We start from the raw sequence: 14,722 nt of genomic DNA, 5'->3' as shown, positions 1-14,722 counted from the left end.
ATTATTTACGGTTTTTTGTGTATTCAGCGTAGAAATTGTCGTGTTTTAGAAGTTTTCTAACAGTGTCAGTTGGTTGAGCACCTTGGTTTAATCATTTAGTTAGAGATTCTTTGTTTAATACTACTTCTTTTGAGTGAGGGTTGTAAAAACCTACTTCTTCGATGAAACGTCCATCACGTGGTGAACGAGCATCGGCAGCAACAATTTTATAAATAGCTTGGAATTTTTTTCCATTACGTTTTAGTCTTAATTTAACCATAGCGTTTTCCTTTCATAATAATGTGATGTGTTTTTAATAAAACAAATTATAGCATATTTTGTTAAGGTGTCAAGCAATTTTACTTAACACCTTTCGAAGATAAAAAAACTGACTAGAGTCTGATTATTCGACCCTAGTCAGGAACAAAATTATCTAACCATAAAAGGTATTAAAATGATTTGTAAAATAATAGTTAACAAGATAAGAAATATGAATATAAAAGATGAACTTTTTCAACTAATGGGATCTTTAGAACTAATTTCTTTTGGTTGCTGGTTTTTCTGATTTCGTAAGGCATCATAATAATCATCATTAAAGCTATTATTATGTTTTCTTTGTTGTGATTTGCGAAATGTATCATCGTCTTTGTAATATTTCATACCATTAAAGGTTTGTCGGAAAAAACGAATAATTCCTCTTCCAAATCCTCTTCTAACAATCAAGGCAAGAATATTTAATGAAAAAACCATAATATTAGCTACCGTTAATGCATCACAAATCTTTAGTGTTGTTAAAGCGATTTTGTTTTGTTCAGCCTGAGCACGGTAACGAAAAAATAATATTAAAAAGAAAGTCAAAAAAACTATTATATTGACAACTAAAAAGATGATTGTTCCAGTGTTGAAACCTCTTTTTACATAACTTGAAAATCGTTGCTTAAAAGTTAATCTTTCTTTATTTGTCATTGTTCTTTTCTTCGTTGCTTAAAATTAATTCTTCAAAATAACTATCATCATCACTATTTAGTTTTAAAGTTTTAACATCACTAATTTCTTTAGTTCACTCATGAACTTGTTGATTAGTTCCGTAAACGAAGTGATTTTGACCAATTTGTCAAGTTTTCGGAACGTTAGGGAATTTTTGTTGTTCTAAGTAATTTAGTTCGAAACTTACATTTTCAAATTTTTCATTTGCATTGGAAATTTTTGGAATCGCTTTGAATAAATTGATTGTGTAAGGGTGAACTGGGTGAGCATAAATTTGTTCAGTGTCACCTGATTCAACAATTTTCCCAAGGTGCATAATTTGCACTTTATCAGCAATGTATTCAATCATTGACAAGTCGTGAGCGATAAATATTAGTCCAATGTTTTTTTCTTTACATAAATCTTTTAACAAGTTAACAACTTGAACCTGAATTGAAATATCAAGTGAAGCAATTGGTTCATCAGCAATAATTACTTTTGGTTGAGTAATCAATGCCCGCGCAATAACGATTCTTTGTCTTTGCCCACCACTAAATTCATGTGGATAACGATATGCAAATTGTTTTAATAAACCAACATCTTCTAAAGCTTTGTAAATTATTGTTTTATAGAAAAGATTCTTTAATCTAATTCAAGCAAAAGGAGCAAAAATGTAATTTGAATAGATAAAACGCAATTTTGGATATTTGTCTTTGAAAATGATGTCTACTAAATTATGGTTTATTCCTAGTAGTAAGTCAATGTTGTGAATATCTTTAACCAAGTAGCGATACTCAATAGCAAATGATTTTTGAGTTTCTAATTTAGCGTTAACAACTGTATTGAAAGAAATAATTTCATATTTTTGTTGTTTTTTAGCTACTTTTTCGCTAGCAACTTCTTGATTTTTTAGATATTGAATGAAATTTTTGTGCACTGATTTAAATCTTTTAACTAATTCTTTAATTTGTTTTCTTAAAGCATAGTAAGTTTCATTAATTTCAACAATTTTGGCCTCAGTTGCTGCAATTAATTCTTTTCTTTCACTAACATGTTGAATATAACGTTTTTGATAGCTATCTTCAGCCAGTGAAAGTCTTTGTTTTGCTTTATTTAAATCTTGTTTAGCTTGTGCTTTATCAACAGTTTTAGGTGCCAAATTTTCAATGTAGAAAGCAATTTGGCTTTCGATGTCTTTAAATCTTTTATCAAAGTTAGCTTTATTGGTTTTTGACTGTTTTAAATACTCATCGATATTGAAATTAAACTCAGAATCAATAGTTTCTTGTAACAATTGTTTTGCTTGTTTTGAGTATTCAACATTCAGTTTGATTCTATAAAAACCAACCATGTATTCACGCAAGTGTTTAATTAAAGCTTTGATTTGTTCAAACTCTAAATATTTCAGTTCAGGATACACTTCTTTTAGAAATTCATTTGCTTTTGAATTAATTAATTCTCTTTTTAGGTTATAGATATAAAAATCTAAATTTGTCGAAAGCAAACGTGAGTTCTTTAGCATGTTTTTTTCATTTTTGAACTCATAAATATAATTTGTAAAAGCATTTTTAGAAACTTTTAAAAACTCACTGTGTTCTTTTTTGAGTGCTTTATACTGAGATCTAATATTTTTATACTCATGGTAAAGTTTAACTTGTTCGTTTGTGTAACGAAGACCTAGTTTAGCATTGTTGTAATTTTTTAAAGCATTACGTAATTCAATTTCATCTAAGTCGATATTGTCTTCACGGTAGTCTTTTTGTTTCTGGTAATAAAAGTCAATCAATTTGTTTGTATTTGAGTACATGGTGTTGATAACTTCAGTCTCCATGCTTTGCTTTTCTTCTAAAAATGCAAAGTATTGATTGAAATTATCTTCATTTGAAAGTTGGCTGTCAAAAGTTAAATTATTGAATTTATTTTCTCACTCAACAACAAAATCTTTAGCAATATTATTGAATGAACTTAAATTAATGATTTCATATTCTTGTGCTAATGATTTAAAAGTGTAACGGAAATTTTTCTTAACGTGTCTTCAGTCACTGAATAGATCTTTCATTTTCTCACGCATAATCCCATTTACTACAAGTGGTTCTTTTAGTGTTGAGAAAATGTTTTTTTGTCCATTTAGAGAAGCATGTGGATCCTGGAAAATCATTTGTACATTACGACGTAGAAACTTTTCAGTATCACGGCTAATTTTGCGACCACTAACTATTCTTCCATCTAAACGAACGAACCCGTTGTAATCATCATACAGACGCATTAATGAACGTCCAACAGTTGTTTTACCTGAACCAGACTCTCCGATTAAACCAACAATTTCTGACTCATGGACATTGAAAGATACTGAATCTACTGCTTTGTTAACGTTTGAACCATGAATAAAATATTTCTTTAGATTGTCTATTTCTAAAACAACTTTTTGCTTATCTTTGTTCATCTTCAAAAACCTTTCTAAATGATTCTAAACGTTTTACTAAATCAGGATTAAGCTCAACTTTTGGTGCATCTGGGTGCAATAATCAAGTCGCAGCTGAGTGAGTAGGACTGACTTCGATTAAAGGTGGTTCTTTAATAAAATCAATCTCTAAAGCATAGTCATTACGTGGTGCAAATGGATCACCTAACGATAAATTAGCCATATCAGGTGGAGTACCTTTAATTGAGTAAAGACGTTGTTCTTTATTTTCTGGTACTGCGCTAATTAATGCTCAAGTATATGGGTGACGTGGGTCAGTGAAAATTTCTTTTTTAGTTCCTCGTTCAACTACTCTTCCAGCATACATTACGTAAATGTAATCACAGAATTTAGCAACTACTGAAATGTTGTGACTAATTAAAATAATTGATATTCCAAACTCACGATTAATGTCATTAAATAATGCCAATACTGAAGCCTGAACAGTAGGATCTAGAGCGGTTGTTGGCTCATCAGCAATAATAATTTTTGGTTTTAAAGCAACCACCATTGTGATAACAATTCTTTGTTTCATCCCTCCACTTAATGTGTGTGGATACATGTAGAAAATTTCTTCTGCATTTCTTAGACCAAATTTTTTCAACAAGGCAATTAAATAATCTTTTTTGGCAGCATAAGAAGCCTTTTTTCACTCACTATTGTGATTTAAGGCATCAAGTAATTGTTTCCCGATTTTACGAGTTGGATTTAACGAAGTAAGTGGGTCTTGAGGTATATAACCAATTTTTGAACCACGCACTTTTTGCCAACTTTTATCTTTTTTTAGACTCAATAAATCAACATCTTCAACCATTGCCTTGTCAGCTTTAAAAATAGTTTTACCATTAACATTAATTAAACTTTTGGATGTAACACTTTTTCCTGAACCTGATTCACCAACTAATCCAACAATTTGTCCTTCATAAATTTTTAAATCAACACCGCGAATGATGTTTAAGATTTTTTTCTTACCAGTGCGAAAACTGACTGATAAATTTTCAACGTCTAAAACGACTTTTTTACTTTTTGACATAAAAACCTCTATTTTTTATTCGCACTAATTATACGCGGATCGAGTGAATCGTGTACTCCGATAGCAATGAAATGCAATGAAAGTGATAGAGTTAGAAGGATTAATGAAGGCAATAATAAGATTCAGAAGTTATTTGAAATTTGTGGTGTTGCATCAATTAATAATTGTCCTAAGTTAACATTGTTGTTGTCTTTGTAGAAACCTAAGAAGGCAAGTGAAGCAAGAGACAAGATGATTGACGGAATTCTTTTAACAAATGAGTTAGCAATTTTTCCTAAGATTGCTGGTAGTGCATGAATGAATACTTGTCTTGTGGTCGAAGCACCAATACTTTTTGCAGCTGTAATGTATTCTTCATCTTTAACAGTAATAATAAACATTCTTGTTGAAGAAACTGGTCATGCTCAACCGGTAATGATTAGTGACAAGATTAAAGCTCAGTTGTTAACTCCTAAAATTGATACGAATAGTAGCATTCAAATTAATGAAGGTGGTGAAAGAATAATTTCAATTACCCGCATTGTTATGGTATCAATTCTTGTTCCTGCTTTGAAACCTAAATAAGCTCCAATTGATACTCCAATAATGGTTTGCACGATAGCAGTTAAAATAGCAATTTTGATTGATTCAGCAGTTGCATATCAAGAAGCTGTTCAAACATCTCTTCCGTAAACATCAGTTCCTAAAATCGAATTAACTTTTGGTGCTGAGTTTATTCAAGAGGTGAAAACATCTTGAGCTGGGAAATTGCTGTTATTTTCACTTAAATAAGCAAATAATTTTGCGTAAACAACATAAGATTGATACATTTGATAGCTATTGTAAGTAAAGGAAACTTGAACTGATTCTCCAATTTGTGAAAATGATGAAGAATTTAACAAGATTTGGAAATAATCTTTTACATATTCTGGAGTGTCATCCTTGCTTACTAAGTCTTTAATTCTTAAGTAAGTAGCAAAAACTTGATCACTGACTGCTTCTGCTCCTGAACCTGGAGTTAAAGTAACATTACGAGTTGTTATCGGACTGTTGTTAGGTGGTAAAAATTTAATAAATTCTAAGTTATCACCGGTGACTGGTTTATTTGCTTGATATTGCGATGTTGCTGGAATGATAAAAGCACACAACAATAAAGCAACAAAAATAAAGAATGAAAACGCTACATAAGGGTTCTTGAAGAAACGTTTGAAGATTTCAATAACGATTTTTTTGGGCTTACCAGCAATATTTGAAATGATTTTACGTTTATTAGGGTCAACAAAATGAATTTTTTCGTTTAATTCATTACTCAGTTTGTATTTTTTATTAAACTCTGCTGCTTTCACTTTGTCCTCCTTCGCTAATTTCTAATTGCATTGATTTGAAGATTCTTCTTCTTTCATTTCAAGATTTTAGGTAACCTAAATAGTTGTATTTTGAAGCTGATGCGTATTTAATTCTTGGATCTAGAACTACATAACTGACATCAACAATAATTTCAGTAAAGACTGATAAGAATGTAAAGAATACAATGTTAAACATCACAATATTGATTTCACCTTTAGGGAATGAGTTAATAATAACTTGTGATGTTCCTGGCACGCTTCAGTACGTTTCAATAACAATCGAACCAGTTAATAAACCAATATATGATGGAAAAATGATTGAAAACAACGGAATGGAAATATTTCTTAAAACGTGTTTTCAGAAAATTTGTCAATTACTCAAACCTTTAGTTTTAGCGATTAAAACATGGTTTGAAGTTAAAACAGTAATAATTTGATTTCGAGTATATGAAGTATAAGTTGCTAGTGAACCTAGAATAACAATGATGATTGGGGTTAAATATGACAAAATCTGTCTAGACTGAGAAAAGCCGTCCTTTTCTAAGAATACCCGTGAAGGTAAACCTAATTTAACGGCTAAATTGATTGCTAGTGGGGCGATGATGAATGAAGGCAATGCAATAAAGATAAGTACAAAAGTATTGATGATACTGTCGGTTAGTGTACCTCTTTTGTATCCTGATAAAGTTCCTAACCCTATTCCGATAATTGCACTAATGAAAAAGGCTGGTAATGAAATACGGATCGAGTAAACTAAAGGAACAAAGAATAGTTTTGGAATTGTACTATTTTCCATTCCTAACTTGGTTGCTATATCAGGGTTATAAATTGCACCTCAATCACCTTTAAAAATCCCCCCTAAATATTTGAAAAATCGAACAATAATAGGTAAGTTTCAACCATATTTAATTTCTTGTGCTTTAACATAGTCAGCTACTGGACTAATGTTTTTGGATTGAGCGTAAGTTAAAAATGGGTTTTCTTGTGAAAAAGCTGCCATTAAAACATACGAAACTAAAGAAATTAGAAATAAGGTTAAGAGTGCAAAACCTATTCTTTCTAAAATATAACGAGTCATTTTCTATTTATTTAGTTTGTAATCTGCAATGTATACGTAGTCTGTCCCAACTCTTGGAATGTCATATTGAATTGATGCTAAGTATGGAATAAAGGCTGAACGTGCTGTTACCATATTTCCATCAAGTGAAGGTCCAGTGAATACTGACACTTCATTTGCAAGTGCTAGTAATTTTTCATTTGTACTTGTACTGTTAATATTTTGTCAGAATTGGTATGAGAAAGTTCAAATATTGTCACCGAATTTTGAGTAATAATCTCTTCCTTCTTTTAGCGCAGTGTTTCATCATTTATCTGCATCTAAAAGATTGCTGAATTTAGATTTATTGTCATCATAGAATTTTTTCAATTCTTTTGATAGTTCAACTAAGTGAGGGAATGCTTTTTGCAAGCTAGCTTGTAATTCAGGTTTAGTTGCAATTTCATATAGTGTTGGTAACAATGAACCCATTCATGAGTAAGCGTCAAATCCTGAACCTATTGTTTGGTAGTCGTATCCTCATCCTACAATGTCAAGGCCTGCTGCTACAAGTTTTGGATATTGCACTTCAGTTCAGTTTCCGATTGTAGCATTGAATTTAACATCTAAACGAGAATCTAGTGAGTTCAAAGTTTTTTGCACATTTTCGTACAATTTAGTGTCGTTAGCCGAAATATTTGAATATGGATAAATTAATTCTCAACTTACTTTTACATCATTTGATAGATTATTTTCTGCATAGAATTTGTCCAACAATGCTTTTACTGCCACTTTTACTTTGTCATAAGCAGCTGATTTGTATTGATCTAAGTCATCTGAAACTTTTAGAATTGCATTTTCATTGTCTTTTGGAGTGATTGAAGAATTGTTGTCATTTAAACCTAATTTGTTTCCGTCTTTATCAACTGCATACAATGCGTTAATTTCATTATATTTATCACGTGGAGTGACTTCATCTTTAGCAGCTCATTCAGCTTGGTTTGTTCCACCAAAAGGTGTATCTTGCGCAAAACGAACTAATCATTCACGAGCATTTGGGCTTACAGTAAATGCTATTTTTCTTCAGTTTAAAGCAGCATTAGTTAATGTTCTGAATTCTAAACCACTTCCAGCGATAAATGATGTTACATCTTTTACATTTCCATTAGCAATATCTTCTAATGAAGCACCGTACATTAATTTTGCATATGCATCATTGTAAGGGTATTTAGCTTGTCATCCTGGCACTTGATCAGTGTATTTTTTGTCTGATTTTAAATCTTTTACTAAAGAAGATAGATTAGTTGGGAATGCAGAAAGAAGATCACGAGCTACTCATGTTTTTAAGTTTCTTGATTGGTTATATCTGTAACCTCAAATGTCTTTAGTAAATTCACTTTGTTGTGCCGATGTTAAAGAAGAATAAGAAATTGCTGATGTACTTCCTTCTTTGTATTGGTTGTATTGTTGGACTTTGAATGCTTCAGGGTTTTGACTTAAGTTGTAATTTTCAACGATTGTATCAATTGTTAATCCTGAATTTACTCAATTTTGATTTCAGTATGAATGGTTTTTTCTTAGTTCAGTTGAGTTAATTGTTTTTGTTGGTAAGTAACGTCCTGAGTATAAAGTAGCTTTTGGAGTAATTCCATATCAGTAAATTCCTGCTTCTTTTGCAAGACTATTGTATTGAGAATCTTTTAGTGCACTTTCTAATTGAGTTTTTTCATCACTCTCAAGATTTCCTCAATATGGAGAACTTGCATCAATATTATTGGTATTTTGTTTAATTCAGTCACTAGGTGCCGCTGATCATTCAAATGATTTAGCAACTTGTTCAAATAAACCATAGAAATTAGGCTCTGTTGCTCCATCAACAAGACTAAAAGTATAAGCATCTAAATTATTGTACTGAGCTTCAGATGTTTGTGTTTTGGTTATAGCTTTTGATTTATCCAATAGTGCTGATAAGTCGATTCCGAAGGCTTGGTAGATGTAAGCATTTGGATATTTTGATTTTTCACCATAAATGTCTGGAGAACCCATTCTTGTTGAGATTTCATTGATGATTTTGTCTAAACTTTCAGTTCCACCATTTTCTAGTCTGAACCCTTTTGAATTAGCAACAGTACGAACAAAACTTACATAGTAGTCTTCGGCTTTTGTTTTAGTTCCTGAATCTTTACCATCACCATCTACTCAAGCATATTCACGAACAACGAATTGCATACTTTTTGCGTCTTTTAAGACATCTTTGAAGTGTTGTGAGTTAATTGAACGATCATTACTTGAAGTTGCTTGGTTATCCATGTATCTAAAATGAATACCATCTGCTAACATTACTGGTTTTTGTTTATCAATTGAATCTACTTCATCATTGTCGAAAACAACTACTGAACCATCGTTTTTAGTAACTAAAATGGCCTTTGCACCATCAAGTGTATATCTTCAGTATGAAGGACGAGTAATCAAAATTTGAGTAGTTGGTTTACCATCATCAATCACTAATTTTGTTTCATACGTTGCTTGATTTAAACCTTGCATACGAACCAATAATGTTGATGTTTCTGAAAGACTTGCAGCATTTCCTAATGAACCATATCCTCTTGAACCTTCATATATGAAGGCACGGTTTGGAGCATCAGTGTTATAACTTGTTGATCATTTTTTAAGACTTGCAACTGTTTGTTTACCTTGTCAGTATTTTAGAGCATCACTTTTTGATTTTGAAATCTTAGCATTGTAATAACTTTGTAAATCTGGTGAATAAGATTTATATAAAGAATCATTTACATCGATATTTGGTTCAACACTGTTTTGTGAATTTTGACTTCCATCTTGGCTTCCACCTTCGGTTTTACCACCACCAGTACCACCACCACTATTTGTATCATCACATGAAGCAGCGATAAATGGCACAGCACTGGCACCTAATCCTAAAACTGTCAATGATGAGAGAAGAAGCGATTTACGTCACTTAAGTTTTTTCATTTTTTTCTCCTTAATTGTTTTTAGATAATTTTGTTATTTCTTGCTGCTTTTAAAAAATAAAAGCTAGCACTTAACCGACAAAGTTAATTGCTAGCTTTTAGAATTAAAATTATTAAAAATAGTTTCAATTTTGGGATAAACCACAAGAATAACAATTAATTTTGACTTTATTTATGTGAAAAAAACGGACTTCTTAGCCTTTTGTCGAATTAAAGTTTTGGCAAAAAGCTAGATTGCTTTCAAATTTAGTTTTTGGTTATTAATAATAATTCACTTAATAATAAAATCAAAATTTGAAAAGAAAATAATACATGTGTTAATAAACATGTATGTCATATAAAATGTACACTTGCGTAATGAGTTAAATGTAGTCATTTTACTTTTCCTTTCGCAAATAATTATAGACATATTTTTATTTTTTGTTTTCAAATTATTTTTTAAATTTTCTTTGGCATGAAATTAAGAATCTTAAAAAATACGAAAAAGATGCAAAATAATCAGTTTTTTTTAGTGTTTTTAATAAAAAGGTAGGTTTTTAACCCACCATAATTTTTATTTGAGTTTGAATTTAATGATTTTTTCGGCTATTACTTTATTTTTAATTAGCCGATAGGCATCCGCTACGTTGTTAGCTTTTTGGCGCTCAGTTATGTTCTGATCTAAAGCGTAAACTACCATTCAATGGAACTTGTTTTTTGTTTTTGACTTTTTGTTTTTAAAAACATTTCACTTATTTTGACGATTAACGAAATACTTTTTAATTTCTTCTGGCATAATCGACTGCTGACTAAATGAATTATTAATGTAGTGACGAGCGCTCCGTTCTTCATCTTTAGTAAAGTCGTTTTCTTTAATAATTGTTCAATCTCCACTTTGTGGTTTGATACCTAAACATGCAAACTCACAACTTACTAATCCTCATTGTTGTGCTGTCGAAGAATTGAAAATAAAAATTGCATATTCTTTAACATTTTTAATGTTTTTAATTTTTATTAAGGGAGTTGAAACCTTCAAGTCTGGTTTTGACACACTGTCGATATCAAAATAATATTTTTTGGGCAAGTGAAGAATGTTTTTATCATCTTGCTCCAAAGCAGGAATAGTAACTTTTAGGCCGTCGACTTCTTTGTTTTCATTTAAGACATAAAACATTCCATGAGTTTGACTTTCATCGGCATATAAGTTACCTTCTGAATCAGTTAATGCTTGTTGCGAAGCAAAAGTTAGTACCCCTTCATCAATAACGTGGTTTGCAATTATTTCTTCCATATCATTTCAAAATAATGGTTTTGATGTATCAACAAATTTGCTTACATCTTCAAAATCTAAAGCATAAACACGCACTTCATAAGTATGATCTTGGTCAGGAGGACAAGGCCCGTAATAACGTGAAGCATTATCATCTAAATATTGACTCGGTAACAAAATTTCATTAACATTTTTTGATAGTGAATTTTCAAATTGCACTATTTCATTTGCTTTCGAAATACTTGAATTACGACATATATGGTCATTGTGAATATTGAATGCTATTCAGTGAATAAATGACATTCCTACAACCCCGTTAGCTTCATGATCAATTAAACTAATAGCATAAGATTTTGCACCTTTTACTTCTTCTCAACCAATATGTGGTGAGTGTGGTGAACCTAAACCGTTTTTTAGTTCAATGACATTATAAACATTCATTGTTTTTGAATATACACGCATTATTTTCCTTTCTTAGTTTCTTGACTATGTGCTTTTTTAGCTTTGGTTAAGATTAAGTGGATAGAACTTGATGAATAAAAGATTTTTCCAAAAATTCTTGAATATAAATAAGCTTTGGCAAAGAATTTACGTTTAATCATCTTGCGACGTTTTTGTTTTTCGGCACTGAATAAATAATCATAAATTGAAATTGTTTGTGCTTCTTGCAACAACATTGTTAACAATTTATTCAGTTTCGGCTTGTTGTCAGAAACAAAATATAGCAAGTTTGAAATTGCTCTTTCAATTTTTGCGTTTTCTTTTTCGCTTAGTTCAAAATTAATTTTGTAAATTGAAAATAAATTTAATTTAATGAACTGAATTGATTTGGCAAAGTTTTCTTTTGAACTGATTTCTTTTAGAATCTTGTCAAAATAGAAAATGATTTTGTAGTGGTTTTGTTTTAATCAGACGTATCATAACTCGTCAAAAGATCTTAATTCTGAGTATTTTTTGATATTTAACATAAAGTTATTGAATAAGAAATCAATAAATTCTTTAAAGCTTTCTAGTTGCGCCAAATAATCGCGACTATAACTATATCTTTCATCCAATTTATGATTGATGAGTGTTTCCAGAAGCGGAGTAGTCAAAATTTCAGTCATAAAATCATAAACAATATTTCATAACTCTTCTTTTGAATCATTAATAAATTTTGCTTTTAGTAAATTTTGAGCAACTGGGTAAACTAAATTTTGTCTTTTAATAACATTATTTTTTGACTCAATAATATCAGTTCAAGCAATTTGATTTTTCTTTGTTAAATTTGTTTGAACTGTGTAAATAAAATTATCAACATGGTTGTTTTCAAGTAAGGTAAGAAAAATTTCCTGACTTCATTTCTTACCTTCTAAGAAATTTAAAAGATTTTGTTTAGTTTTATATTCTTGTGGTGCGGAAGCAAACTTTTTCTCGATATATCTTGTTAATGTACTTCCGAATCCCATTTGCAAATGTTTTTCTAATGCTCTAGTTGCTTCAGAAATGCGATAGTTGGGTAACATTAAGTTTTTGATTTCTTGTTCATAGTAATCGTCTAAAAATAATTTATCTCCACGATTCATACCTAAAACTGCCAATATTAAACCTAAACTATTGGCTTTAAGGTTGAAAATTTTGCGATAACTATTGAAATCCTTTTTGTAGATATTAAATTTTGGTAAAAAATTCAAAATATTATCAGAATCATCCCCATAGACTTTTGAAACATAATTGTCATCTAATCCAAGTTTTAAAAGAATACTTTGTGCCATATGTTTGTACCCTTTTTCAGTTGGATGAATGTCTAAAATGTTTTCATATAAGAAATTTTTGTTAGTGATTCAAAAATCGCGATCAAAACTGTCGACATACATATTGTTAGTTCTATTGGCAGCTTCTTTGATTGCGGCATTTAAATATCCCAACATAATATCACTCATTTTTTCAGAACTAATATCAGTGGTTGAAAATGTATCATCTAAAGCATTTTTAAAGTGAATTAAAGGTAAAGGATAACCAACTAAAACTATGTTTGTTTCGCTATTTAAAGCTCTAATTTTAGTAATTACTTGCTCTAAATCACTAACAATTTTTTCACTTGTTATATGTAAATGTTCTACAACTTGCGAAAAAGCAAAGGCGCGACGTGAAAGATTTTTAACAGCATAAAAATTACGTAATAAATTTCAAGGAATTTTAGCTAAAAAATCGTTTGCTCCTAAGGTTACAACAACAACATTAGCATTTTGAATTTTTGCCTTAATTATGTCAAAATCACCATTACCGAAATTAAAGTTTTTAAAGTAAGGGCTTAATTCATGTTGAAAAGGGTTTTGATCATTATCATTAATTGAACGAATAAAATCCATTTCATTTTGCAGTGAAGCTGAAACTTCGCGTTTAAAATCTAACAGCTCACTATATTGAGCCGCTGTTATAGCACTGAAACCAAAATTATCATAAGAACTTAAAAAGTTAGGTCTAATTTCTTCTATCATCCGCACTAAATAGGCAGGATAACTTAAACCTATAACTTTTCTTTGTTCTTTGTCGAAATAACCACAAGACTGAAAACCAAATTTTGAGTTAAAACCAGCTGAAATTGAATCACCTAAAAAAACAATTCTCAAGTCAGAATCGATAACTTTTGTGTGTATTGGTAGTCTATTGTTATCTTTAAATTCAACAAAATCACGAAAATCCATACTTTCTCCTAGTCGTAAATAATGTTTTTTAGATTTCTAAAATAATTAATTAAGAAATTATAAGTTTCAGTAAATAAAACTTGTTTGTTTTTATCTAAAAAGTTTTTCTGTCTAGCAAGTTGAATAATGTTGTTATAAATTATTTCATCTTCTTGCGATGCTTCTAAATCTAAAGCTTCTAAGGCTTGAGGTTTATATTGTGAAACTAACCTGTATGCTTCATAACAAAAATCTTTTAAGTCTAATGCTTCTTTTTTTATTGAACCGATGACAGCTAATTTGACAGCTTGCATTTGATCATCAAATTTAGGTCACAGCAAACCAGGAGTATCTAAAACAATGAATTCGTTATTACAATTTACTCACTGCTCTGACCGCGTTATTCCTGCTTCATTACCAACTTTAGCTACTTTAGATTTAGCTAAAATATTGATTAGTGTACTTTTGCCACTATTTGGAACTCCTAATACTCCAATTTTTAATGGTGGAACTTTAAAACCTTTTTTAGTATTTTGTTGTTTTTGAGTATAAATTTTTTTAATTACTTTTGTTAGTGCATTGTAAGACTTATTATTGTCTTTTAAATTTAAAAAAACTATTTCATCGTTGGGATTGTTAAATGATTTAACAACTTGATTAAAACGATTTTTATCTACAAGATCAATTTTGGTAAAAGCAAAAATCCGCTTTTTGTGTGGTGAGATTTTATCAAATTCGGCATTGTAAGAACCAATTGGACAACGGGCATCCAAAACAATAATAAAAACATCAAACAACTTTTCTTTTTGTTTGATTTGGTCGAATGCCTTTTTCATGTGTCCTGGAAATCAATTAATCATTTTTTAACCTTGCCTTCAATTTTTCAATTTCATCAATGTATTCAACAATATCTTCAATCAAAAGATCAATGAATTCATCAACTTCATCAGCATTGTAACCGTTAATTGCCGGACTAAATTTCATTTTCACAATTTGGTCGACAGTAAGTTTTGGCAT

Annotated in this window: 11 protein-coding genes; all 11 read right to left on the bottom strand. The window is 30.3% G+C overall.

Annotated elements, in window-relative coordinates; genetic code table 4:
- Position 1: 1 nt before the first annotated feature.
- Positions 2–259, bottom strand: coding sequence for a 30S ribosomal protein S16 (gene rpsP / locus ACWXVV_RS01940; protein ID WP_438341790.1), 258 nt, complete (start codon positions 257–259; stop codon positions 2–4).
- Positions 260–408: 149 nt separating this feature from the next.
- The gene (locus ACWXVV_RS01935) at positions 409–945 is read right to left on the bottom strand and encodes a hypothetical protein (protein WP_438341791.1); all 537 of its coding nucleotides are present in this window, start codon (positions 943–945) and stop codon (positions 409–411) included.
- Entirely contained in the window at positions 935–3,388 is a 2,454-nt protein-coding gene (locus ACWXVV_RS01930; RefSeq protein WP_455984714.1) for an ATP-binding cassette domain-containing protein, read from the bottom strand. Before ACWXVV_RS01930 ends, ACWXVV_RS01935 begins: the two co-directional genes overlap by 11 nt.
- Complete coding sequence (locus tag ACWXVV_RS01925; RefSeq protein WP_455984715.1) at positions 3,375–4,439, bottom strand: ABC transporter ATP-binding protein; 1,065 nt, start codon at positions 4,437–4,439, stop codon at positions 3,375–3,377. The genes ACWXVV_RS01930 and ACWXVV_RS01925 overlap by 14 nt, the downstream gene beginning before the upstream one ends.
- Before the next feature lie 8 nt (positions 4,440–4,447).
- Positions 4,448–5,764 (bottom strand): ABC transporter permease subunit, encoded by a 1,317-nt coding sequence (locus ACWXVV_RS01920; protein ID WP_438341794.1) that lies wholly within the window; start codon positions 5,762–5,764, stop codon positions 4,448–4,450.
- The gene (locus ACWXVV_RS01915; RefSeq protein ID WP_438341795.1) at positions 5,745–6,842 is read right to left on the bottom strand and encodes an ABC transporter permease subunit; all 1,098 of its coding nucleotides are present in this window, start codon (positions 6,840–6,842) and stop codon (positions 5,745–5,747) included. Before ACWXVV_RS01915 ends, ACWXVV_RS01920 begins: the two co-directional genes overlap by 20 nt.
- 3 nt (positions 6,843–6,845) lie before the next feature.
- Positions 6,846–9,791 (bottom strand): OppA family ABC transporter substrate-binding lipoprotein, encoded by a 2,946-nt coding sequence (locus ACWXVV_RS01910; protein WP_455984716.1) that lies wholly within the window; start codon positions 9,789–9,791, stop codon positions 6,846–6,848.
- Positions 9,792–10,343: 552 nt separating this feature from the next.
- Positions 10,344–11,501 carry a YbhB/YbcL family Raf kinase inhibitor-like protein gene (locus ACWXVV_RS01905; protein WP_455984717.1) on the bottom strand — a complete coding sequence of 386 codons (1,158 nt, stop codon included), beginning with the start codon at positions 11,499–11,501 and terminating at the stop codon, positions 10,344–10,346.
- Positions 11,501–13,726: an SGNH/GDSL hydrolase family protein gene (locus ACWXVV_RS01900; RefSeq protein WP_455984718.1), complete on the bottom strand. Its 2,226-nt coding sequence runs from the start codon at positions 13,724–13,726 to the stop codon at positions 11,501–11,503. The genes ACWXVV_RS01905 and ACWXVV_RS01900 overlap by 1 nt, the downstream gene beginning before the upstream one ends.
- An 8-nt stretch (positions 13,727–13,734) precedes the next feature.
- A complete protein-coding gene (gene ylqF / locus ACWXVV_RS01895) occupies positions 13,735–14,565 on the bottom strand; it encodes a ribosome biogenesis GTPase YlqF (protein WP_455984719.1) in 831 nt (276 codons plus the stop codon).
- Entirely contained in the window at positions 14,558–14,722 is a 165-nt protein-coding gene (locus tag ACWXVV_RS01890; RefSeq protein WP_438341247.1) for a DivIVA domain-containing protein, read from the bottom strand. Before ACWXVV_RS01890 ends, ylqF begins: the two co-directional genes overlap by 8 nt.

The organism is Mycoplasma sp. 3392, assembly GCF_053851755.1.
The sequence above is the reverse complement of the archived record's forward strand: the minus strand, read 5'-3'. Positions and strand labels throughout refer to the sequence as shown.